The organism is Psychromicrobium ferritrahens (assembly GCF_043789415.1).
GTDB lineage: Bacteria > Actinomycetota > Actinomycetes > Actinomycetales > Micrococcaceae > Renibacterium.
In genome coordinates this window covers 137,648-160,159 of record NZ_JBDLLW010000001.1, presented here as the reverse complement: position 1 = coordinate 160,159, position 22,512 = coordinate 137,648, and the positions used below count along the sequence as shown (strand labels likewise).

Sequence of the window (22,512 nt, the reverse complement as noted above, 5' to 3'; positions counted from 1 at the left end):
ACGCGCGATTACGGTGGACAGCACTGCTGTGCGCCGTAGCTTTCGTGTTTTCACTGGCAGCCTGCACGGCTAATTCGATGAGCACCCAGGCAAGTGATCTTCCCGATACTTCCTCCTCTGAAAGCGGTGCCTTCGGCTCAGCACCGTTGGAGACCGCTCAAGCCAGCACCAAAGTACCGGTGTACTGGATTGGCCGAGTCGACGGAAAATCAGCCCTTTACCGAGAATTCCTGCCCGCCGATCCCGGCAGCGACCCTATTCAATCGGCTTTGCAATTAATGACCGGCGGTAAACCCCTTGATCCGGACTACTCCACGCCGTGGTCGAAAGCCAGCAAAATCGCCACCTCCATTTCAGCGAAGAACGTCATCACCGTGGATCTCTCCGCGGACGCTTTCGCCAAGCAAACCGACAACGCCACCGCGCAACTGGCTATTCAAGAGCTGGTTTACACCGCAACCGGTGCCGCAGCCAATGCCGGTTTGATAGATTCCGATCAATCCATTCAGGTCTCGCTGCTCGTTGACGGCCATACTAATTTCGCGGCCTTCGATCAGGTCAAATTGGATCGCCCGATCAGCCGAAACCCCTCCACCCAGGCACCGATCTGGATTATCGATCCACAGCAGGGAATGGTGTTCAGCGGCGGCAGCATCACCGTTGACGGTCTCGGTCCGACCTCCAGCCAGAACCTGCAATGGAGTGTCCAGCGAGTAGAGCCCGCCGGTGGGAAAGTGAACTATCAAAGCGGCACGACGCCGATAAAGCCCAACGCCCAGGGTGGAAATTTTGAGTTCGTGCTGAACCCTCCACCGGGCAATTATGAACTTCTGGTGTACCGTAGCGACCCCAGCGGGAACGACGCAATGCTCGATCTGGATAGCAAGGCCTTTACGGTACGCTGAGCTGCCATATCGTCCGGCCCTGGGTCACCAGCGGCCGAGGCGCTCGCTCAAGAGTGCAATGGCCACCGGGCCGGCCGTTGAGGAACGCAGCACATGAGCCCCCAATCTGAGTTGCTTGGCTCCGACGCTCGCAAAGAGTTCGAGTTCTCGGGCAGAAATGCCGCCCTCAGGCCCGACGATCAACAATAAGTCCTCGGCGTCCGTCAGCCCGGAGAGTTCCTTGACACCGCTCGAGGCTTCTTCATGAAGCACCAGCAATTGCCGTGAGGCAGCGATCCCTGAACCAGCCTGATCCGAGTCGGACAGCTTGGCTAAGGCTGTGCTGTCCTGTAGTTCGAGCACCTCCGGTACCCTGGCCCGGCGTGCTTGTTTAGCGGCTGCCTGCACGGTTTTACGCCATTTAGCCAATGCTTTTTCGGCCCGCTCAGCCTTCCAGCGGACAATAGAGCGATCCGCCTGCCAGGGGACGATAGCGTCAACCCCGAGTTCTGTCGCTGTTTCGATAGCGAGTTCATCTCTGCCATCCTTGGCCAGCGCCTGGACCAAAACCAACCGGGGCTCGGCGACCGGTTCCACTAGCCGCTCCTCAATACTGACCTCCAGCGCGCCCTGCCCCACGCTTGTCACGGTACCCCGCAAACGCAATCCCTTGCCGTCCACCAGGTCGATGGCTTCACCCGGCGTCAAGCGTTTCACCGTGGCGGCGTGATGCCCCTCGGTGCCGCCGAGCTCAAAAACCTCGCCGACGGTCAGCTCGCTGACTTCGGCCGGATCAACAAAAAAGATTGGATTCGTCACGATCTGAGTTTACGGGCTGCGCCGAGCTCAGCGGACAGCACGGACGGTGCCCCGGATCGCTCCAGAACCCCGTCCGTGCAGTTCTTGCAGTTCCTAGTGACCGCCGAGCTTATCGCGCAGCTTGGCGAAAACCCCACCGGAAGCGGTCAGCTTGCCCTCGGTGAACTGCTCGCCGCGGAGCGCCGCGAGCTGCTTGAGCAACTCTTCCTGGGCCGCATCGACCCTGGTCGGCGTCTCAACGTTGAGTTCGACTTTCAGATCGCCGCGGCCCTGTCCACGCAGATGAGTCACGCCCAGCCCGCGTAACGTGAGCACTTCACCGGACTGAGTTCCGGGTTTGACGTTGAGCTGCTGAGGACCGTCAAAAGTTTCGATGGTCAATTCGGTGCCCAGCGCAGCCGCGGTCATTGGTACATTGACGCTGGCCTGCAGATCGTCCCGCTCGCGAGAGAACAAGGTATCGCGGTTGACCCGCATCTCGACGTACAGATCGCCCGCTGGGCCACCCGCCGGGCCAGCCTCGCCCTGAGCGGCCAATTGAATCCTGGTTCCGGTGTCCACCCCGGCGGGCACCTTGATGGTCAGCGAACGCCGAGAACGCACTCGACCCTCTCCCATGCATTCATTGCAGGGCTCCGGGATCACGGTGCCATGCCCCTGACAGGTGACACAGCTGGCAACCGTCATCACTTGGCCCAAAATGGAACGCACCGGGCGCTGCACCTGACCACTGCCATGGCAGATATCGCAGGTCTGCTCCGTGGTGCCCTCGCGGCAGCAGGACCCGTGACAGGTCTCGCAGAGCACCGCAGTGTCGACCTCGATTTTCTTATTGACGCCGAAGACCGCCTCGCGAAGCTCGATGCGGACGCCGATCAAGGCGTCCTGACCACGCTGCTTGCGTGGAATGGGCCCCTGTCCCTGGCCTCCCTGACCGCCGAAGAAGCTCTCGAAAATATCCTGGAAGGCAAAGCCCTGACCCGAGAACCCGGCCCCGAAACCGCTATCGGTGCCGTTTTCATTGCCCGTGGTGTCATAGACCCGGCGTTTTTGCGGGTCGGAAAGCACCTCGTAGGCATGAGAGACATCCTTGAACTTCTCCTCAGCATCCTCACCCTGGTAGACATCGGGGTGGTACTGACGGGCAAGCTTACGATAGGCCTTCTTGATTTCCTCACCGGTCGCGTCGCGGGCAACCCCCAACACCTCATAGTGATTACTCAATGTCGCTCTTTCTCTTTCTGTCGGAGTCTGACGACCGGCTTAGCCGGCCAAAATTCGGGAGAGGTACCGGGCAACCGCGCGCACCGTCGCCATGGTATTCGGGTAATCCATCCGGATCGGGCCGAGCACGCCGAGCTTGGCTGAGCTAGCACCATAGGCGGTGGCCACCACGGATGCTTCGGAGAGAGAGTCGTAAGAGTTCTCTCGGCCAATGCTGACCGCGACGCCGCGAGCGTCCTGTGCCATCTCGGAGAGCAGCCGAAGCATCACGACTTGCTCCTCCAAGGCGTCGAGGACCGGGCCGATGCTGAGCGGGAAGTCGACGTTCGAACGGGTCAGGTTGGCGGTCCCAGCCACCATGAAGCGTTCCTCTTTGGCGGATTGCGCGAGGGCCGCCAGGCCGTTGGCGAGCACCTGAGCGGCTGAGCTCAGCACAGCCGGGGTCAGCCCGAGAACGGCTTCGAGGACGAGCGGCAGCTGGTTCACCGGAGCGCCTACCAAGACGGAGAGGAACTGATGCCGCAGCCCGGAGAGCTCCTCCGAATCGACTTGCTGACCCAAGTCGAAGACGCTTTGCTCGACCTTGCCATTGTCCAGGATCAACACCACGAGCGCCTGATGAGCCGCTAATGAGACAAATTCGACGTGGCGGACCGAGGCATTGGACGACGTCGGATACTGCACTACCGCGACCTGATTGGTCAGCTGAGCTAGCGTCCGCACCGTTCGTTCCAGGACGTCGTCCAAATCTGCCGGACCACTCAGTACCGCCTGGATAGCGCGTCGCTCGGCGACGGAGAGCGGCTTGACCTCGGTGATCCGGTCGACGAAGAGGCGGTACCCCTTGTCGGTGGGAATCCGGCCAGCCGAAGTGTGCGGGGCCGTGATCAGCCCTTCTTCCTCGAGTGCCGCCATATCGTTGCGGATCGTCGCACTGGATACTCCGAGGTGATGCCTGTCGACCAGGGCCTTGGACCCTACAGGTTCACGAGAATTGACGTAGTCTTCCACGATGGCACGAAGGACCTCGAGTTTGCGCAGCTCGCTCATCCTTACCTCCTTGCCGAACGCCTGATTCCGAGTGTCAATTAGCACTCACCTCATCCAAGTGCTAAGTCTAGTACGTCATTTCATCCGATGATTCCGGCTGGCAGGCGTGTCAGCCCTCGGCGAACCAGGGCATAGTCCAAACTTGAAGAGTGACTTCCTCCTTTGATTACGGCTCCTGGGGCCCGGGCCAGGCTCTGACGAAACCGGCTCGCGCACAGCTGCCTCAGGTTCCTGCTTCGCGAGGCACTGTTTTCGAGGATGTACAGAGTGGCTGGGTTGGTGCGGTAGTCCGCATAGAGAAGTCCGGCGGCATGCACATCATGGTGCTGGAGGACCGTCGCGGCAAGACGAAGTCCTTCCAGCTGGGTTTTGGTTTTCTGGTTGACGGCGTGCCGGTGGAGGCGGTCGCTCCGCAGCAGGCGGCCAGCCCGACGGGTTCGACGGCGCAGCGTACCGCTTCTGGCTCCGTGAAAGTCAGCGGTCTCAGGGCGAGAACAGCACGCGCCAGCCGGATCTGGGTGGAAGGCAAGCACGATGCCGAATTGGTTGAGAAGGTCTGGGGTGATGATCTTCGTCTAGAGGGCATCGTGGTAGAGCCGCTGGGAGGGATCGACGAGCTGGCGGCGGCGATCCGAGATTTTCAGCCTGGTCCGCACCGTCGACTGGGCGTGCTGGTGGATCATCTGGTTCCGCGTTCCAAAGAATCCAGGATCGCTGCCGAGTCGATGGCGCTGCCCGGTGCAGCGGGGAACGTGTTGATCGTCGGGCATCCCTATGTCGATGTTTGGCAGGCGATCAAACCCCAGGCGCTGGGTATCGATGCCTGGCCCGTGGTTTCTCGGGACACTGAATGGAAGATCGGCATCCTCCGTGCTTTCGGCTGGCCGCACACCGAACAAGCCGATATTGCTCAGGGCTGGAAACGTCTTCTCGGAAGAGTCACCACTTACGCCGATCTAGAACCCTCGCTTTTGGCTCGGGTTGAGGAAGTCATTGATTTCCTTACGGCTGAAGTATCCTGAAGTAAGTATTTCTTTTTGACCGTGAACTGAGCGAGGACAGGTAGTGATTTTTCCTGAGGGTGAGGATGACGCCGGGCAGCAAGCCGAACGTCACACCCAGCAGTTTGAGCCGATGTCCGCCCGCGCGCTTCCGCTGACCGCTACCGAGGACCGGCAATTCGCCTTTCTGGCGCACTGCGGTGGCATCCTTGGCTGTTTTCCGGCGCTCGTCATCTACTTGATCTTCAAAGATCGAGGACCTTTTACCGCTCAGGAATCGAAAGAAGCACTTAACTTCACCTTGCCGCCCACCGCGGTCGCGATCCTGATGAATGTGCTGGCGATGACAGTTCCGGTGATCGGCAGCCTGTTCGCGATCATCGCTGCAGCCATCTGGGCCACCCTCACGGTTTTCTCGGTGATCGCCGCCATCCACGTCAATCGTGGAAACCCTTACCGCTACCCCTTTAACCTGCGGCTAATCCATTAGCAACTCGCGGATCACTCCGTCCGCGAGCAACCTGCCTTTCACCGTCAAGACCAGCTTTCCGCGAAAAGCGTCTTGCGGTTCGATGAGTTCACGAGCGATCAGCGAGGGGACGGCTCTCTTGCCGTTCGCAGCGAGAGAATCGATCGGCAAACCTTCTGCCAACCGAGCACCTAGCATGACGTTCTCCAGTTGCCTGGTCGGCTCGTCGAGTACTTCTCTGGCGGCTGCGGGTGAGGCACCGCTTTGCAGTCTCTGGGCATAAGCGATGGGGTGCTTCACATTCCACCAGCGCACCCCGCCGAGATGGGAATGCGCTCCAGGGCCAACGCCCCACCAATCGTCACCCCGCCAATAAGCGAGATTGTGCTGGCAGGCGTCTTCAGGGGTGCGGGCCCAGTTGCTGACTTCGTACCAGTTCAGACCGCCCTGGGAGAGCAATTCCTCGGCGAGTAAATATTTCTCGGCGTGATCGTCGTCGTCGATCGTTGGAACTTCACCGCGTCGGATCTGGGCAGCGAGCCGGGTTCCCTCTTCGACAATGAGCGCATAGGCGGAGAGATGGTCCGGCGAATAGCTCAGCGCTTCCTCAACCGAAACCCGCCAATCCTCCATGCTCTCCCCTGGCGTGCCGTAAATCAGGTCGATACTGACCTTGAGGCCTGCTTGTCGCGCCCAAGCGACCGCTTGGGGTACCCGTTCCGGGCGGTGCGTCCGGTCGAGCACCTTCAGCACGTGAGGCACCGCTGATTGCATGCCGAAAGAGACCCGGGTGAAGCCAGCCTCAGCGAGCTGCTCCAGACTCTGCGGGGTCACCGAATCCGGGTTGGCCTCGGTGGTGACTTCAGCCTGAGCCGCTATTCCCCAGTGATCTATTGCGGACCTCAGGATGGCGGCTAGATCCGATGCGGGTAACAGGGTCGGCGTCCCTCCGCCGAAAAAGACAGTGCTTAACGGGCGGGCCGGAATGCCCGATGCGTTCAGGGCCGCTGCCGCGAATTCGATCTCCTGGATCGCGGTGCCAGCATAAGCAGCCTGCGAGGCCCCACCGCCCAGCTCGATCGCGGTATAGGTGTTGAAATCGCAATAGCCGCAACGCACCGCACAGAAAGGAATATGCGCGTAGAGACCAAAACGGCGTTGCAGAGCCCCTTCGGAAGCCTGCAGCGGTAGCACACCGTCCACCGGCGCCGGATCGCCCTCAGGCAAGGTGCTGGGCATGCTTCACTCCTGAGCTCTTTGGGCCGGTCGCTGTTATTTCTTCGCCTTGTCTTTGCTGTCTTTGCTCGATTCGGAGGAGAGCGCGGCGATAAAAGCCTCCTGAGGAACTTCTACCCGGCCCACCATCTTCATCCGCTTCTTGCCTTCTTTTTGTTTCTCCAGAAGCTTGCGCTTACGGGTGATATCGCCGCCGTAGCACTTAGCCAGCACGTCCTTGCGGATAGCTCGGATATTCTCCCGGGCGATGATCCGGGCGCCGATAGCAGCCTGGATCGGCACTTCGAATTGCTGGCGGGGAATCAATTCGCGCAGCTTGCCGGTCATCATCACACCGTAGGCGTAGGCCTTATCGCGGTGGGTAATCGCCGAGAACGCGTCAACCTGTTCGCCCTGCAGCATGATGTCGACCTTGACCAGATCGGCGACTTGATCGCCGTCGGCCTTCCAGTCCAGCGAACCGTAGCCTCGGGTTCTGGACTTGAGGATGTCGAAGAAGTCAAAGACGATCTCGGCGAGCGGGAGCCGATAGCGGATCTCGACGCGATCCTCTGAGAGGTAATCCATTCCTCCCAGAATGCCGCGGCGGCTCTGGCATAGCTCCATAATGGCACCGACGAACTCATTCGGAGCCAGGATGGTGGCCGAAACCATCGGCTCTCGGACCTCGGCGATCTTGCCCGTGGGGTATTCGCTGGGGTTGGTGACATGGATGACCTTCTTGTCCTCCAGGGTCACCTCGTATTCCACGTTCGGAGCGGTGGAGATCAAGTCCAGGTTGTACTCTCGCTCCAGGCGCTCCCGGGTGATCTCCAGGTGCAGCAAACCGAGGAAACCGACGCGGAACCCGAAGCCCAGCGCCGCGGAGGTCTCGGGTTCATAGATCAGAGCGGCGTCGTTGAGCATGAGCTTTTCCAGCGCATCGCGGAGCACCGGATAATCGGTTCCGTCCAAGGGGTAGAGCCCGGAGAAGACCATCGGCTTCGCCTCTTCGTAGCCGCCGAGCGATTCCGAAGCCGGCTTATTGAGGGTGGTGACGGTGTCGCCCACCTTGGACTGGCGCACATCCTTCACACCGGTGATCAGGTACCCGACTTCTCCGACCCCGAGGCCCTTTGACGGCGTCGGCTCAGGCGAGCTCACACCGATCTCCAGAAGCTCGTGAGTGGCACGAGTGGACATCATCTGGATCTTCTCACGGGGCGACAAGTTGCCGTCCACCACGCGCACATAAGTCACCACACCACGGTAGGTGTCGTAGACCGAGTCGAAGATCATCGCGCGAGCGGGGGCATCGGGATTTCCCTTCGGGGCCGGCAACTCGCGGACGATCTGATCCAGCAAGGCCTCGACGCCGACTCCGGTCTTGCCGGAGACCATCAGGACGTCCTCTGGCTTGCCGCCGATCAGGTTGGCCAACTCGGCGGCGTACTTCTCCGGCTGAGCAGCCGGAAGATCGATCTTATTGAGCACTGGAATGATCGTGAGATTGTTTTCCATCGCAAGATAGAGGTTCGCCAAGGTTTGGGCTTCAATGCCCTGAGCAGCGTCCACCAGCAGAATGGCGCCTTCGCAGGCTGCCAGTGATCGGGAGACCTCATAGGTGAAGTCGACGTGACCGGGCGTATCGATCATATTCAAGCAGTAAGCCTGCCCATCCATTTCCCAGGGAATGCGCACCGCCTGAGACTTGATGGTGATGCCGCGTTCGCGCTCAATGTCCATCCGGTCCAGGTACTGGGCTTTCATATCCCGCTGCTGGACGACGCCGGTCAGCTGCAACATGCGGTCCGCGAGAGTGGACTTCCCGTGGTCGATATGGGCGATGATGCAGAAGTTCCTGATGATCGCCGGATCGGTCGCGGCAGGCACCGGTGCGGTGCGGGCCATGGGTGACACAGAGTTTCCTTACTGTCGGGGCGCTCCCCTATCAACGGAGCAGATTCAATTCTCCCATATGCTTATGCTGTGATCGACGTAGCACCGGATTATCAGGGCAGCGGTGTCGTGCGTTACGCCCCGCAACCCGACGGAGAACCGGATCCGGGTGAGATCGTCTGGACCTGGGTGGCCTTCGAGGACGACCCTGAGTTGGGCAAAGACCGTCCGGTGCTCTTGGTGGGCGTCGACCACGAATGGCTGCTGGGCTTGATGATGACGACTAAAGACCATGTCCACGGCAGCGAAGTCGATGAACGCACCCAGAGGGATTATGTGGACGTCGGTGCTGGTCCTTGGGATCGAAAACGGCGTCCCAGTGAAGTCCGAGTGGACCGTATTCTTCGGATTGCTCGACAGCGAATTCGCCGTGAAGGGGCTGTGCTCAGCGCAGAAAAGTTTGAATTAGTGGCGGCCGCCCTGCGGGAGCGACACGGCTGGCAATAACCCTGCATACTTGCGGCTAAAACTCTGCTAAAATTTATTGCTGTGTGTCCGCGCAGGTCGGCGGGCACGACGAATCAGCCGGACGTTCACCTTAATCGAGCATCCCCACGCCGCTGTCAATGGCTGATTCAACGCCCTCTAGACCATTTCCGTTTTATACAGAGAGTTCATACGTGGCTAATATCAAGTCCCAGAAGAAGCGCATTCTCACCAACGAGAAGGCACGTCAGCGCAATGTCGCTGTTAAGTCCGAATTGAAGACCGCTGTTCGCGCGGTCAACGAAGCTGTCGAGGCCGGCGATAAGGAAACCGCTAGCACCGCACTGGCCACCGCCAGCCGCAAGCTGGACAAGGCTGTCAGCAAGGGTGTCATTCACTCGAACCAGGCTGCCAACCGCAAGTCTGCGATCTCCAAGAAGGTCAGCAAACTGAGCTAGGTTTTTCTCTTGATGGCCGGTTCCCCTGGGAGCCGGCCATCAATGTTTTAAGCTCAGCGGCAAAACTGTTCAACTTGGGATTCAGTCAGCACTGGCTTCCAGTGCTTAGGTTTGTGTCTTTGCCGGGGGCCGGAGCATCCGCATCGGGAGTTGCCCGGGTGAGCAGAGCTCAACCAAAAACGAGTTTCACTGGGATGAACGGCATAACCCAGCGAAAACGTGCTTCAGGGATGCCATCCGTCCTTCGGTCGATAGGGGTCAGCGTCGTTTTGCCGGCTTCATTACCCCTGGCTTCATTACCCCCGGCGCTGAGTTGCCGTCGTGCAAACCGTCACTAGCGCCCGCCCGCAGCGGTGGCGATAATCGTCACGGCTCGTTCGACGGCGTACACCGGGTCTCTGGAGGCGCCTTTGACCTGAGCGTCGGCTAGAGCAAGGGCGCGAATTGCTTCCGCAAGTCCTTCTTCGCTCCAGCGTTCTGCCTCGCGCCTCGCCTGGTCGACTTGCCAGGGTGCCATGCCGAGCGATGTGGCCAGCACGGCTGAGCTTCCCCGGGCGCCGTGCACTTTGGCCACCGCTCTGACCTTCATCGCCAACGAAGCCACCAGTGGAACCGGATCGACACCCGTGGCCAGGGCATGCCGCAGGCTGGAAAGCGCCACCGCTGCATTACCGGCAACTGCGGCATCAGCCACTTTGAACGCTGTGGCTTCGACTCGACCGCCGTAATATTTATCGATCAAATCCACGGTGATCGTGCCGTCTGAATCTGAGATGAGTTGGCTGCACGCAGCGGCTAACTCGGAGAGCTGTGAGCCCACCGCAGCAACCAGGGAACGAACGGCCGGAGCTTCGATCCGGCGGCCCGCTGCCTTGAACTCCTGAGTGACAAACTCGGCTTTTTCGGAGTCCTTCTTGAGCGGAAGGCATTCGACGACCGGAAACCCCGCTGTTTTGACGGCGTCCAGCAGCTTCTTGCCGCGGGTTCCCCCGCTGTGGTGAAGCACCACGATGCAATCGGTTTCGGGAGCCGGCAGATAGTTCAAAGCCTCGGCCAGAAAGGCATCGGTCATGGATGCCAATCCGCTGACCTCAATCAGTTTGTTCTCACCGAACAAGGAAGGGCTGGTCGCCATAGCCAGCTCTCCGCCGGAATATTGCGAGGCATCAAGACGGGTGAGTTCGGCGTCGGGATGGGCGGCACGCACCTCCCGACGAATCGCTTCCAAAGCCCGGTGCGCAATGTACTCCTCGGTTCCTTGAACAAGGATCAACAATGCCGGTGGGATGGAACGCCAACTGACTTTGTTCCCGGTGGAAGTTTTTGCTGCAGGCACTCCCCTAGCTTGCCATGTGGCGAGGACAATCAGAAGTTTTCAGCTTTACGTCGTTAGCAATAACATATCGTTATTACTGATGAACCCGGATGAGTGTTGGGAGCACAGTGACCCAATACCCGCTCATGATGACTGAACGCTCCCCCGTGGTGAGCAGCGAAAGGATCGATAATGGCTGAACCCACTCACCCAGCGAGGCAGGATGGAATGCTCTCGCGCCGACGCGCCCTGGGCTTGATTGGAGCTGCTGGGGCGATGGGGAGCGGGCTGATCATGCCTAGCAGCGCGAAAGCCGCTGAGTCCGATTCGCCTTCTGGCCCGCCCGGCCCCTCAGCCATTGCCCTCGCCGCCTGGGAAGCGGGGGTGCTCTTCGGCCTCACTGAGGACAGCTGGTTTGACAGCCCGAATGGCGATGCCTTGCGCCAGCTGGTGCTTCAGGAGGCGCATATTTTTGCCTCCGGAAATTCCTTCAAAGACGAGGTGTTGCACCACGATCTGGACACCTTCGATTGGTCTTCACCAGACCAGATGATGCAGTACGCCAAAGACAGCTACATGCCGATCCATGCCCACAATCTGGTGTGGAATGACAATAACGCCGAATGGATGAAGCAACTTAGCGGCAACGAACTCAGGTATCAACTCGACCGTCACCTGGATACCGTGGTGGAACATTACCTCAATTTCTCTGCGTATTTGCCTCCCGAGAAGCGGAAGCAGAAAAAGTGGATCGTGGTCAACGAACCCATTGCTCCGTGGGAGAGAGAGGAGCCGGACCCCAAATTTAGAAAAGGGCCTTGGTACACCGCATTTGGCAAGGACTACATCGCTAGGGCCTTCCGGCGAGTTAGAGCTATCGATGGTGAGGCGAAGCTGATCCTCAACGAAGCGAATACCGAGCGCGACGACTCTACTGGCCAGGATGCGCGGTCATTGCTCCTGCAATTGGTCGATGAGTTACAGCAAGAGCAAGTGCCTTTTGACGTCGTCGGATTACAAGGCCACCTGCTGATAGACCGATCGACGTTCGCGGAGAATGCTTATGCGGATTTCCTGGCCGAGCTGGCAACTAAAGTCCCCGAAATCCATATCACCGAGTTCGACGTCGATGACCGGGGTTTCGTCGACGACATTGATGAACGCGACGCTCAAGTCGCCAAGCAATACTCCGTTTTTGCAAAGACTGCCTTGGCAAACACCTCGGTCAAGGAGTTCATCGTTTGGGGTGTGGACAATCAGCATAGCTGGTACAACCGTCTGCCCGCCGGACAGTCCACTGGACGCCCGGCTCGACCCTTGCTCTTCGATGACTCCTTGCAGCCGACGCCCGCTTATCTGGCTCTGCTGGATGCTTTCAAACATGCTCCTGAGCGGGTGAGAAACCCGTTGTAGGCAGAGAGACCTCGGACAGCCATTCATGCCGGGTTCGAGCCGGGATCTGAGTCTAAGTCGCTGCTTCATTCAGGTAGCTAGGGTGGTAGTGCGTAGACGAGTCGGAGGAGTAACTGTGAAAGCGCCCAGCTGATGACCGCGAGCCCCAGACCGAGCCCGGTATTCAGTAGCGTTCTTCGGAGCCGGGCATCAGGCAGTTGCACCCGGCATTTCTGCCTGACCAGGGCAAGGTATTTCCTGCGCTCGGCGAGCAGAAAAACCAGCGTGAAACTGCCCGCCGAAAGCAGACACATCAGGCTCACTCCCCATGGACCATCCGGCCAGGGCAGCATCGCTCCGGGTAGGACTGCGAAAAACCGCGCGATCAAAGCTACCCAGGCGACGCAGAGACCGGACAAGGTCAGCAAGACCATGGCTACCCCCGGCAAAAGCGGAAGAACCGGCAGGGCAAGCGTGCCCAGGATCGTTGTGCAAGCAACCACCGGTGCAACCAGAAGATTGGCTGGAAGAGCATAGATCGTCAGAGCTGGATTGAGCAGCACGATAATCGGCGCGCAGCTGAGCTGAGCCGCTAAAGGAATCGCTAACCCAGTGGCCAGCCAGTGAGGCAAAATCCGGGCAAGTTTGCTCTGCAAACCAGGTCCCAGCACGATCAATCCGGCTGTTGCTGCCACAGAAAGCGCGAAGCCGAAACTCAGGGCAAGACTCGAGTCGAAAAGCAGCACAAGAATTACCGTGAAACACAACAGCGAGATCAGCTGCTTAGGCCGTCCGCCGAGCATGCTGAGCAGCCCCAGGCTTCCCATCAGTGAGGCCCTGATAACGCTGGGATCGGGACCTACAACCGCGATGAACAGCACAAGGAACGCTCCCCCGAAAGCGCTTGCGAAATACCGTTGAATCCTCAAAAACCGGGCGGCCAGAATCGTGCCGAAGAGTACAACGCCGCAGTTCATGCCACTTACCGCGGTCAGATGGCTCAAGCCGGTGGTCTTCATTGCCTGGGCCAGGTCAACCGGCAATTGAGAACGATCACCGATTGTCATCCCAGGTAACAACGCCGCAATATCAGTTGAACGGTGCTGCCAAACCGCGTCAGTGCTTTCCCTGAATTCTTGCCGAAGTCCGCTGAGGAATCGCGTCAGTACCGGAGGCTCACCTTGGATTTTCGGCCGACCACTGGGGATGAAGTGCGCCGCAGTGAAGGGAGTTTCTGCGGCCTTGAGCCTCCCAGCCGAGCTCAGCCGCACCCCCTGCGTGAGGGACTCCCAGCTTGGCCCTGGCGCGATCCTCTCGATAGTCGTCTGCCCGTCACTAAGCTGCCCGTCACTAAGCTGACCGGCGTTCTGGCGGGCCGCATCCTGGTGATCAGCATCCTGGTGGGCAGTATTCTGTCGAGCAGTCTCAGGCGCCGTCTGAGACTGCTCGATTCTCATCTGCACTCGAAGTCCAGTCCGGACGACTTTCCCACCGAATTCGATTTCCTCAAGTCGTGCCGAAATCAACGTCCCAGTCCCGTTCGGGCCGGAAACCTCCCGAGGGTCCTCGATCAGCACGAGCTGCGCCGTCACAAGCAAACCTTGATCACCCGCCTCTGCGAGGAAGGCTGGCATCTGTTGTAAGGCCGCGAGGCCGCCTAAGAGGAACATCACTCCCGCCACACCGATGCTGAGAGCCGACTGAAGGAGCCCTGCTTTGGCCCGCGCGAGAAAACGAGATCTTGTCAGCTGCCATAGGAGCGTTCCGATCACAAAGAGGCAAGTTCCCACGACCCAGCTCACGCCGAGAGGTGCCGTCAAGCGACCCGCTCCGGCAGCAAGCCAGGATGCGATAGCCATCGGCACGAGTCGGATATCCAGAGGAGCTCGGTATTGCGCCTTACTCAGTGGTGCAACCCGTGCCTCAGCCCTTCGTCGAATTGCCGCCACCCAGGCAAGGAGCTGTTTCCCCGGATTGCCTCCGTGCCTGGGTAGCGGCAATCCGGCATACGCATCCCGGGTGGCAGCCGATTGGAAATACCGCCAATCTCGACGCAATGGCTAGACCGAGACGAGAGGACGAAGGGCCTCCAACAACTTGCTGCCTATTCCCTCCACAGCGTCCAGATCATCGATTGAGCCGAACTTCCCGTGCTCGGTTCGCCAGGCCACAATCTTCTTCGCCAGCACCTCGCCCACTCTGGGCAGACCGACGAGCTGCTCCGAGCTGGCCGTATTCAGGTTGACCTTAGTGGCAGTGCTTGCGGCACTGCCACCACTACTCGCGCTGGAGGGCGGGGTCGCCGGCATCGCTCCAGCTGTCAGCCGGTTGGCGGCGAGAACTTGTTGCTTGGTGGGGATCATGATCTGTTGGCCGTCTTGCAGCACAGCGGCAAGATTCAAGCCCGAGAGTTCCGCTGTTGATTGTGCACCTCCGGCAGCACTGATCGCCTGGAAAGCGCGACTTCCCGAGGGTAGGCTGACCACCCCAGGGCGTGCAACAGCTCCGATCACATGAACCACTAGCTTCGTATCCTCAGCTTTCGGGGAAACCGGATTCAGCGACGTCGGGCTGGCCGCCAAAGGCGGCACTTCAAGAGCGCTAGCACCGGGCGGGGCCACGGGGTTCTGTGCCGCTGCCCCGCCACTGCCCCACCAGAAAAGCACCGCAGCTAAAGCCACGATCATCAGGGTAGTGATCGTTACTGTTGCGCTCAGCCGCCATCGCAGCCGCTTCCTGGGAAAGGAGGAAGCGGCTGCCTCAGGGAAGAGCTCGGTGAGCCGCACTGAGCTGGCAAGGTGTCTGTTGTGACTCGGCATGCATTGAGCATAGGGAATTCGGCACACCCCGGAGCCGACGAAAACCAGGATGTGGGGAAAGGACTTATTGGCCCCCACTGTGCAGGAGTAGTTAGGCCGGAAGCCTCGCGGAAATCACCACGGCCAGCACGCCCAGTCCGACATGAGCACCTAGTACCGGTGGAACTTCGGTGATGAAGGACTCGGCCGGTGGCACTGCTAAAGCCTGGAGTCTGATCAGCAGTTCCTCGGCCTGCTCCCGATTGCCGAAACTGTGGATGGCCACACTGCTCGGCTGACCACGCACAGCGAGTTCCGCGGCGACGAGCTCGTCCAAGCGGGAGATCGCTTTTGGCGCGGAACGAATGCGCTCCAGAGGCACGATCTGACCATCGGCAACGCTCAGGATGGGCTTAATAGCGAGCATGGTGCCAATCCAAGAGGCAGCCGCCCCGATTCGGCCGCCTCGGCGAAGCTGCTCAAGGGACGGCACATAGAAAAACACCTTTGAAGAATCCAAAGCAGCGTGAGCTGCCAGTACAGCTGCGTCCAAGGAGTCCCCTCGTTCAGCGGCCTGTAGGGCAGCGCGGACTCCGAAGCCCTGGGCCATCGCCACGGTGCGGGAATCCATCACCTCAACAGGGATCGCTATTCGCTTCGCGGCCAGCTTTGCTGAGTCCACGGTGCCGGAAAGCTCAGCCGAAAGATGGATCGACAAAATGGCTTGGAAACCGCGATCGGCAAGGGACTGATACACCCTTTCGAACTGCCCGGGCGAAGGCCGTGAGGTTTTCACGTCCTTCCCTGAGGCAAGCGCAAGACTGAGCGCCGTCGAAAGCTCTTCCTCCCCCTCAGCGTAGATCTCGCCGTCCACCATAATCGGCAGCGTCAGGACCTCAAGCGAAGCCGAGGCAAAGTCCCGGGGCAGTGCAGCCGCGGAATCGGTGACGATGGCGATTCTGGGCGCCGCATTTTCAGCGAGCAACTCAGCAGGTGAATCGCGACGTCCGACCAGCTTGGCCAGCCAGCCGGACGCACCCTCAGTCAGCTTCTTCACGGCATCAACAACCTAAGCAGGGACGATGTTGACCAGCTTAGGAGCCCTGACAATCACGGTCCGGATATCCCGCCCGTCCAGGAACTTCTGCACATTTTCAGCGGCTAAGGCCAATTCGCGCAGCTCATCTTCGGTGATATCCGCAGGAACCTCCAGCCGCTCCCGAACCTTGCCTTGGATCTGCACGACGGCGGTCACCGTCGAGCGCACCAGCAGGGTTTCGTCGACAACGGGCCAAGCTGCACGGGCGACAAAATCCTGCTGCCCGAGCTGCTCCCACATATCGTCCGCGGTGTAGGGCGCGAACAGACTGAGCATGATCGCTACTGCCTCCGTGGCCTCACGGACCGCCGGATCGGCTGCTCCAGCCCCCGAATCGATCACCTTGCGGGTGGCATTGACCAATTCCATGATCTTGGCGATCACCACATTGAACTTATGCGCATCCAAGAGCTCGGCCGCTTCAGCCACGCTGCGATGGGTCTGCTCACGCAGAGCTCGATCGCCCTCAGCGGCGGAAACCCCAGGACTGCTCGTGATGTCCCTGGCCAGACGCCAGGCCCGAGCCAGGAACTTGGTCGCGGCGGCCGGGGAGACATCGGCCCAATCGACGTCGTCCTCGGGCGGGGAGGCGAAGACCATGGTGAGCCGGACGGCGTCCACACCGAACTGATCGAGCTGCTCGGACAGGTCGATCCCATTGCCCAGCGACTTGCTCATCGCCTTGCCGCGGTTGATCACCTGGCCTTGGTTGAGCAGGGCGCCGAAGGGCTCCTGGACCGGCACCAGTTCCAGATCATAGAGCACCTTCATAAAGAACCTGCTATACAGCAGGTGCAGAATGGCGTGCTCCACCCCGCCGACGTACTGCGCGACCGGCATCCAGTTCTTCACGGCTTCGGCGTCGAAAGGAGCCTGCTCATCATGGGGTGAGGTGTAGCGCAGGAAATACCAGGAGGAGTCCACGAAGGTGTCCATGGTGTCGGTATCGCGCTGCGCAGCGGCACCGCAGCGGGGGCAGGGAACATTGACCCACTCCTGTGCAGCGGCCAGCGGCGAGGTGCCTTTCGGAGCTAACTCCTCGCCGCGCAGGTTCTCAGGCAGACGGACCGGCAGCTGTTCATCGGGTACCGGAACTTCACCGCACTCCGGGCAATGAACGATCGGAATCGGCGCCCCCCAGAAACGCTGACGGCTCAGCAGCCAGTCCCGCAAGCGGTAATTGATGGTTTTCTTGCCGCTCTGGTTGGCCTCCAGCAGGGCGATCGCTGCGGGAATGGCCTCCGTTTTGCTCAGTCCGTCGAGACTGCCGGAATTCGTCAGCTTACCTTCACCGGCAGTGGCGATTCCAGAGACCTCCGGGTCTTCCTCACCGGTTTCCACCACGACCTTGACCGGCAGCCCAAAGGCCCGGGCAAAGTCCAGGTCACGCTGATCATGGGCAGGCACCGCCATCACGGCGCCCGTGCCGTAGTCAGCGAGCACATAGTCAGCCGCCCAGACCGGCATCCGTTCGCCGGTCAGCGGGTTGCTGGCATAACGTCCCAGGAAGACCCCGGTCTTCTCCCGCTCGGTGGCCTGGCGCTCAATTTCGGAGAGCTTCTTGACTTCTTCCTGGTACGCCTCGAGCTCTGCACGTTGCTCTTCGGTCACCAGCTCGGCGGCCAACGCGGAATCAGCCGCCACCACGAAGAACGTAGCTCCGTACAAAGTATCGGGCCGGGTGGTGAAGACCGTGACCTTGTGCCCGATGCCCTCGATGGCGAAATCGACGTGGGCGCCTTCGGATCGGCCGATCCAATTGCGCTGCATGGCCAGCACCCGCTCGGGCCAATGGCCCTTGAGCGGTTCCATATCGTCCAGCAGGCGATCAGCGTATTCGGTGATCTTGTAATACCACTGGTTCAGGTTCTTCTTGGTGACAATGGTTCCGCAGCGTTCGCAGGCACCGTTGACCACTTGCTCATTGGCCAGCACGGTCTGGTCTTTGGGGCACCAGTTAACCGGGGAATTCTTTCGATAAGCCAGCCCCCGCTGATAGAAGCGCAGGAACAGCCACTGCGTCCAGCGGTAGTACTCGGGATCAGAGGTGTGCAGTTCACGAGACCAGTCGACACTGATCGCATAGCGCTTGAAGGAGCTGGCCTGAGTGGCGATATTGGCATAGGTCCACTCTGCCGGGTGGGCATTGCGTTTGATCGCCGCATTCTCAGCCGGCAGCCCGAAGGAGTCCCAACCGATCGGGTGCAGTACGTCAAACCCTCTGAGCTTCAGATAGCGTGCGACGACGTCGCCCATCGCGAATGCCTCGGCATGCCCCATGTGCAGGTCACCAGAAGGGTACGGAAACATATCGAGCACATAACGACGTTCCTTGGAGCCGTCGTCCGCGGGTTCGAAGAGTTTCGCTTCTTCCCAGCGAGGCAGCCATTTGGCTTCCACCGACGCCACATCGTAGTTGCTCGCGCCCTCTTCTGCTGCCTGATGACCTGAGGCCCCTTGACCCATTGTCTGCTGGCTCATCGCCTTGCCTTCCATGACCGAAAACTCTGCCTCGCTTGGACATACAAAAGCCCCTCGTGGCGCGCAAGCAACCTGGCAAGGGGCAGACCGTACAGCTGAAATCCGAAAGCTGTACGGCTAAATAAGCAATCCGTGACGGGGGCAGGAAAAATACATAAGTTCAACCTTAGCGCATCCTGGCCGCCAACCAGGTCGTCCTCAGCTGACCGGGCCTCCCGCTGAATATTAAGTAAGGGCCAGAATGAGAGATTCCGGCAACATCAGCCGTACTGACGGCGGTGAGCGTGCCGGCAGGCCGAACAGCTCGGCAGTGGGTTATTTACCGTGCTCTCTTGACGATATCCTTATGCTTGAATGCCTTGCGCATTCGTGCCGAGGAGGAGTGCTCCCACGGCCGATCGGTCACCGTCGATCCAACGCACGGCTGGCCCGTCATTTGATAGGTCTTCTCATATGCCTCAAATGTTTGCTCCAGTAAACCCACGCCCCAGCGAATTGGCCGATGACGCCGTCGCCCTGGTTCGAAAATGGCTCGAAACACCCGTCTCAAGTTCGGCCAAAAAAGCAGCGAGTTCCGCCGCCCTGCTGGCCGAAGTGCTCAAAGATCAAAACGGCCTAGATTTCACCATCGGTTTCGTCGATCGCGTGGTGCGGCCCGAGGACCTCGGGGTCGCGGCCCGCAATCTGTCGTTGCTAGCCCGCACCACCCCGAAGTTCCTGCCCTGGTATATGAAGGCCGGGGTTCGGTTGGGCGGTGTGGCGGCCCCCTTACTGCCCTGGGCGGTAGTGCCGATCGCCCGGAGCATTCTTCGCCAGATGGTGGCACATCTGATCGTGGATGCTCGCCCTCGCCAGCTCGGTGCAGCCATCGCCAAGCTCAAGCACGATCACACCCGGTTGAACATCAACCTGCTCGGCGAAGCCGTCCTCGGTAATAAGGAAGCCGATGCCCGGCTGGCCGGAACCAAGGAACTGCTGGCCCGCCCTGATGTCGACTATGTCTCCATTAAGGTCTCCTCCGTGGTGGCCCAGTTGAATATGTGGGCCTTCGAAGAGAGCGTTCTGAAGATCACCGAGCGGCTGGTGCCGCTCTATCAGGACGCCGCAGCTTCGGCAGTGCCCAAGTTCATCAACTTGGACATGGAGGAATACCACGATCTGGATCTCACCGTCGAGGTCTTCAAGCGGATTCTCGATCGACCTGAGTTACGGAGCTTAGAAGCCGGCATCGTGCTGCAAGCCTACCTGCCAGATGCTTTGGCAGCCCTGCAGGATCTGACGCAGTGGGCTCAGGCACGCCGGGCCGCAGGCGGCGCAGGCATTAAGGTCCGCTTGGTCAAGGGCGCCAATCTGGCGATGGAAAAGGTCGATGCCACGATCCACGGCTGGCAACTGGCTACGGTGGCTTCCAAACAGGACGCCGATACCAATTACAAGCGCTGTCTGGACTGGGCATTACAAACGGAGAACACCGCGGCCGTACGACTCGGCGTGGCGGGGCACAATCTTTTCGACATCGCCTTTGCACACTTGCTCGCTGAACGACGCGGTGTCTCCGGCCAGGTCGAATTCGAGATGCTGCTCGGCATGGCCGAGGACCAGGCGGACGCGGTCCGCCAGGACGTCGGCTCGCTCCTGCTCTACACTCCCGTGGTCAAACCGCAGCAGTTCGACGTCGCGATCAGCTACCTGATCCGGCGGCTCGAAGAGAACGCTAGCCAGGACAATTTCATGTCCGCGGTGTTCGAGTTGACGACGAACCCGCAACTGCTGGAACGCGAGACCAAGCGCTTCCTGGATTCGCTCGCCGCCCTGGATAGCACTGTGCCTCAGCCCAACCGTGCACAAAAAACAGATCGTGCACCGGAGTCGCTCGAGGGCGGGTTCCGCAACGCCGACGATTCGGATTCTTCACTGCCGAATATTCGGGCCTGGGGGCGCGAGGTGCTCTCCAAGGTTTCCTCCTCCCAGCTGGGAGTGGAACTGGTGGCGGCGTCCTCCTTCGACAGCCGCGAGGCGGTTGACGAACTGATTGAACGCGCCGTCTCAGCTCAAACTGCTTGGGCAGCGCAGGGCAGCGCAGGCCGAGCCGCAGTGCTGCGGAAGGCCGCCGTCGAACTCTCCTCACGCCGTGGTCAGCTGATTGAAGTCGCGGCGAGCGAGACCGGGAAGACCCTCGGCGAAGGCGATGTGGAGATCAGCGAGGCGATTGACTTCGCGAATTACTACGCGATGAACGCGGTGAAGCTCGATCAGGTGCGAGGGGCCCGATTCATCCCCTCAAAGCTCACCGTGGTCACCCCGCCGTGGAACTTCCCGATCGCTATCACCGCCGGTTCCATTCTGGCCCCGCTCGCCGCGGGCAGCTCGGTGATCGTCAAACCGGCCCCGCAGGCAAAACGCTGTGCCGCCGGAGTGGTTGAGGCGCTCTGGGCTGCTGGCGTGCCCCGGGATGCGCTGATCTTCGCCGATGTCGCGGAAGGACCGATCGGTCAGCATCTGATCTCGCATCCTTCGGTGGATCGGGTGATTCTCACCGGCGCTTATGAGACCGCGAAGCTCTTCCGTTCCTGGCGGGCCGATTTGCCGCTGCTCGCCGAGACCAGCGGCAAGAACGCGATCATTGTGACGCCGAGCGCCGATCTCGATGTGGCTGCCAAAGACGTGGTGAAATCAGCTTTCGGACACGCCGGGCAGAAGTGCTCAGCGGCTTCGCTGGTGATCCTGGTCGGTTCGGTAGCCGCCTCGGAGCGCTTCCGGCATCAGCTGGTTGATGCTGCGTCTTCTCTCAAGGTCGGTTTCCCCGACGATCCTGAGACCGAGATGGGTCCGATCATTGAATCGGCGGCAGGCAAGTTGAAAACCGCATTGACCACACTCGGCGAAGGGGAATCCTGGCTGGTCCAGCCTCGTCAACTCGATGCAGAAGGTAGGCTCTACTCCCCCGGAGTGCGCACCGGAGTGCAGCCCAATAGCTACTACCACCTGACCGAATTCTTCGGTCCGGTACTCGGCATTATGACGGCGAAGACCCTGGAAGAGGCGATTGAACTGCAGAATGCCTCGGCTTATGGGCTGACCGCGGGCCTTCACACCATGGACGCCGCCGAATTGAGCCTCTGGCTGGACAAGGTTCAGGCCGGCAACCTCTACGTCAATCGAGGTATCACCGGTGCTATTGTGCAGCGTCAGCCCTTCGGTGGTTGGAAGCGCTCATCGGTGGGTGCCGGTGCTAAAGCGGGCGGCCCCAACTACCTGATCCACTTGGGTTCCTGGGAGTCAACTCCGATAGCGGACGTGGAACCGGGGACGTTGAGGCCCGCCGTCGAACAAGCGGTTAAGGCTCTTTCGGCAGAGCTTTCCAGCGCCGAGCTTGATTTCCTGAACCGGGCTCTCGCTGATGATCTCCGGCAGTGGCAAGAGGAGTTCGGGGTCTGCAGGGATGTCTCCGGACTGGGCGTGGAGCGGAATGTCTTCCGTTACCTTCCGGTGCCGGTGGAGGTGCGCTGGTCCACTGACTCTGCCGGTTCCGTTGCTGAGTTGCTGCGCGTCGCCGCGGCGGGATATCAAGCCGGCGGCTCAGTGAACATCTCGCTGCCTCAGGAACCGACGACTCCCCTGCGCAATGCGCTAATCCAACTCGGAGTGCAGGCCCTGGTGGAGACTGAGGCCGATTGGGTGGCCCGGGTTACTGCTCGCGGTGCGATCCGAGTGCGGCTGGTGGGCGACGTCAACCGTACCGCTGAGACCGCACTCCTGGATGCGAGTGAGGGCAGCCCGGATATCGCCATCTACTCCGGTGCGGTCACCGAGGCGGGACGGGTCGAGCTACTGCCCTTCCTGCACGAGCAAGCGATAGCGATCACCGCGCACCGTTTCGGCAACCCGGATAACATCTCGCACACCGTGTTCGGCTAAAACG

Annotated in this window: 18 protein-coding genes; 8 read left to right on the top strand and 10 right to left on the bottom strand. The window is 60.3% G+C overall.

Translation table 11 applies throughout. The features are described 5' to 3' along the window. The first annotated feature begins 77 nt into the window (after window positions 1-77). Window positions 78-905: a GerMN domain-containing protein gene (locus tag ABDK06_RS00725; RefSeq protein ID WP_394937905.1), complete on the top strand. Its 828-nt coding sequence runs from the start codon at window positions 78-80 to the stop codon at window positions 903-905. Window positions 906-929: 24 nt separating this feature from the next. On the opposite strand, the gene ABDK06_RS00720 is transcribed toward ABDK06_RS00725, so the two are convergent. From ABDK06_RS00720 to hrcA, 3 genes are all read right to left on the bottom strand, one after another. After that, window positions 930-1,703: a 16S rRNA (uracil(1498)-N(3))-methyltransferase gene (locus ABDK06_RS00720; RefSeq protein WP_394937902.1), complete on the bottom strand. Its 774-nt coding sequence runs from the start codon at window positions 1,701-1,703 to the stop codon at window positions 930-932. A 93-nt stretch (window positions 1,704-1,796) separates the two neighbouring features. Beyond that, window positions 1,797-2,927: a molecular chaperone DnaJ gene (gene dnaJ / locus ABDK06_RS00715; RefSeq protein WP_394937900.1), complete on the bottom strand. Its 1,131-nt coding sequence runs from the start codon at window positions 2,925-2,927 to the stop codon at window positions 1,797-1,799. Between the two features lie 39 nt (window positions 2,928-2,966). Next, on the bottom strand, window positions 2,967-3,977 hold the full coding sequence (gene hrcA, locus ABDK06_RS00710; RefSeq protein ID WP_394937898.1) for a heat-inducible transcriptional repressor HrcA: 1,011 nt from the start codon (window positions 3,975-3,977) through the stop codon (window positions 2,967-2,969). Window positions 3,978-4,126: 149 nt separating this feature from the next. Here hrcA and ABDK06_RS00705 point away from each other — a divergent pair, with 149 nt between their 5' ends. Both ABDK06_RS00705 and ABDK06_RS00700 read left to right on the top strand, forming a co-directional pair. Continuing rightward, a complete protein-coding gene (locus ABDK06_RS00705) occupies window positions 4,127-4,999 on the top strand; it encodes a DUF3097 domain-containing protein (RefSeq protein ID WP_394937896.1) in 873 nt (290 codons plus the stop codon). A gap of 112 nt (window positions 5,000-5,111) precedes the next feature. Further along, entirely contained in the window at window positions 5,112-5,468 is a 357-nt protein-coding gene (locus tag ABDK06_RS00700; protein WP_394940763.1) for a DUF4870 domain-containing protein, read from the top strand. Here the strand turns inward: ABDK06_RS00700 and hemW are convergent. Together hemW and lepA are read right to left on the bottom strand one after the other, a co-directional pair. After that, a complete protein-coding gene (gene hemW / locus ABDK06_RS00695) occupies window positions 5,457-6,686 on the bottom strand; it encodes a radical SAM family heme chaperone HemW (protein WP_394937894.1) in 1,230 nt (409 codons plus the stop codon). The genes ABDK06_RS00700 and hemW overlap by 12 nt on opposite strands. A 33-nt stretch (window positions 6,687-6,719) precedes the next feature. Next, the gene (lepA, locus tag ABDK06_RS00690) at window positions 6,720-8,582 is read right to left on the bottom strand and encodes a translation elongation factor 4 (RefSeq protein WP_394937892.1); all 1,863 of its coding nucleotides are present in this window, start codon (window positions 8,580-8,582) and stop codon (window positions 6,720-6,722) included. 69 nt (window positions 8,583-8,651) lie between these two features. Here lepA and ABDK06_RS00685 point away from each other — a divergent pair, with 69 nt between their 5' ends. After that, window positions 8,652-9,068, top strand: a complete 417-nt coding sequence (locus tag ABDK06_RS00685) for a type II toxin-antitoxin system PemK/MazF family toxin (RefSeq protein ID WP_394937890.1) — start codon at window positions 8,652-8,654, stop codon at window positions 9,066-9,068. Window positions 9,069-9,241: 173 nt separating this feature from the next. Continuing rightward, entirely contained in the window at window positions 9,242-9,505 is a 264-nt protein-coding gene (gene rpsT / locus ABDK06_RS00680; protein ID WP_394937888.1) for a 30S ribosomal protein S20, read from the top strand. A gap of 334 nt (window positions 9,506-9,839) precedes the next feature. On the opposite strand, the gene holA is transcribed toward rpsT, so the two are convergent. Continuing rightward, window positions 9,840-10,841, bottom strand: a complete 1,002-nt coding sequence (holA, locus tag ABDK06_RS00675) for a DNA polymerase III subunit delta (protein ID WP_394937886.1) — start codon at window positions 10,839-10,841, stop codon at window positions 9,840-9,842. Between the two features lie 171 nt (window positions 10,842-11,012). Here holA and ABDK06_RS00670 point away from each other — a divergent pair, with 171 nt between their 5' ends. Next, window positions 11,013-12,233 carry an endo-1,4-beta-xylanase gene (locus ABDK06_RS00670; RefSeq protein ID WP_394937884.1) on the top strand — a complete coding sequence of 407 codons (1,221 nt, stop codon included), beginning with the start codon at window positions 11,013-11,015 and terminating at the stop codon, window positions 12,231-12,233. Between the two features lie 77 nt (window positions 12,234-12,310). Here ABDK06_RS00670 and ABDK06_RS00665 read toward each other — a convergent pair whose 3' ends face one another. Further along, window positions 12,311-13,279: a ComEC/Rec2 family competence protein gene (locus tag ABDK06_RS00665; protein WP_394937882.1), complete on the bottom strand. Its 969-nt coding sequence runs from the start codon at window positions 13,277-13,279 to the stop codon at window positions 12,311-12,313. A 33-nt stretch (window positions 13,280-13,312) separates the two neighbouring features. Between ABDK06_RS00665 and ABDK06_RS00660 the strand changes: the two genes are divergently transcribed. Further along, on the top strand, window positions 13,313-13,855 hold the full coding sequence (locus ABDK06_RS00660) for a hypothetical protein (protein ID WP_394937880.1): 543 nt from the start codon (window positions 13,313-13,315) through the stop codon (window positions 13,853-13,855). 417 nt (window positions 13,856-14,272) lie between these two features. Here the strand turns inward: ABDK06_RS00660 and ABDK06_RS00655 are convergent, their stop codons facing one another. The 3 genes from ABDK06_RS00655 to leuS all read right to left on the bottom strand — a co-directional run bounded on the left by ABDK06_RS00655 (window position 14,273) and on the right by leuS (window position 18,590). Then, window positions 14,273-15,031: a ComEA family DNA-binding protein gene (locus ABDK06_RS00655; RefSeq protein WP_394937878.1), complete on the bottom strand. Its 759-nt coding sequence runs from the start codon at window positions 15,029-15,031 to the stop codon at window positions 14,273-14,275. Window positions 15,032-15,122: 91 nt separating this feature from the next. Beyond that, window positions 15,123-16,067 (bottom strand): DegV family protein, encoded by a 945-nt coding sequence (locus ABDK06_RS00650; RefSeq protein ID WP_394937876.1) that lies wholly within the window; start codon window positions 16,065-16,067, stop codon window positions 15,123-15,125. Window positions 16,068-16,079: 12 nt separating this feature from the next. Next, window positions 16,080-18,590: a leucine--tRNA ligase gene (leuS, locus tag ABDK06_RS00645; RefSeq protein WP_394937874.1), complete on the bottom strand. Its 2,511-nt coding sequence runs from the start codon at window positions 18,588-18,590 to the stop codon at window positions 16,080-16,082. A 453-nt stretch (window positions 18,591-19,043) separates the two neighbouring features. Between leuS and ABDK06_RS00640 the strand changes: the two genes are divergently transcribed. Further along, window positions 19,044-22,508 carry a bifunctional proline dehydrogenase/L-glutamate gamma-semialdehyde dehydrogenase gene (locus tag ABDK06_RS00640; protein ID WP_394937872.1) on the top strand — a complete coding sequence of 1,155 codons (3,465 nt, stop codon included), beginning with the start codon at window positions 19,044-19,046 and terminating at the stop codon, window positions 22,506-22,508. Window positions 22,509-22,512 lie beyond the last annotated feature (4 nt).

Coding starts and splice junctions, on each gene's coding strand:
- ABDK06_RS00725 (WP_394937905.1), top strand. CDS start 78: ATGAGCACCCAGGCAAGTGATCTTCCCGATACTTCCTCCTCTGAAAGC.
- hrcA (WP_394937898.1), bottom strand. CDS start 3,977: ATGAGCGAGCTGCGCAAACTCGAGGTCCTTCGTGCCATCGTGGAAGAC.
- ABDK06_RS00700 (WP_394940763.1), top strand. CDS start 5,112: ATGTCCGCCCGCGCGCTTCCGCTGACCGCTACCGAGGACCGGCAATTC.
- hemW (WP_394937894.1), bottom strand. CDS start 6,686: ATGCCCAGCACCTTGCCTGAGGGCGATCCGGCGCCGGTGGACGGTGTG.
- ABDK06_RS00670 (WP_394937884.1), top strand. CDS start 11,013: ATGGCTGAACCCACTCACCCAGCGAGGCAGGATGGAATGCTCTCGCGC.
- ABDK06_RS00665 (WP_394937882.1), bottom strand. CDS start 13,279: ATGACAATCGGTGATCGTTCTCAATTGCCGGTTGACCTGGCCCAGGCA.
- ABDK06_RS00655 (WP_394937878.1), bottom strand. CDS start 15,031: ATGCCGAGTCACAACAGACACCTTGCCAGCTCAGTGCGGCTCACCGAG.
- leuS (WP_394937874.1), bottom strand. CDS start 18,590: ATGAGCCAGCAGACAATGGGTCAAGGGGCCTCAGGTCATCAGGCAGCA.
- ABDK06_RS00640 (WP_394937872.1), top strand. CDS start 19,044: ATGCCTCAAATGTTTGCTCCAGTAAACCCACGCCCCAGCGAATTGGCC.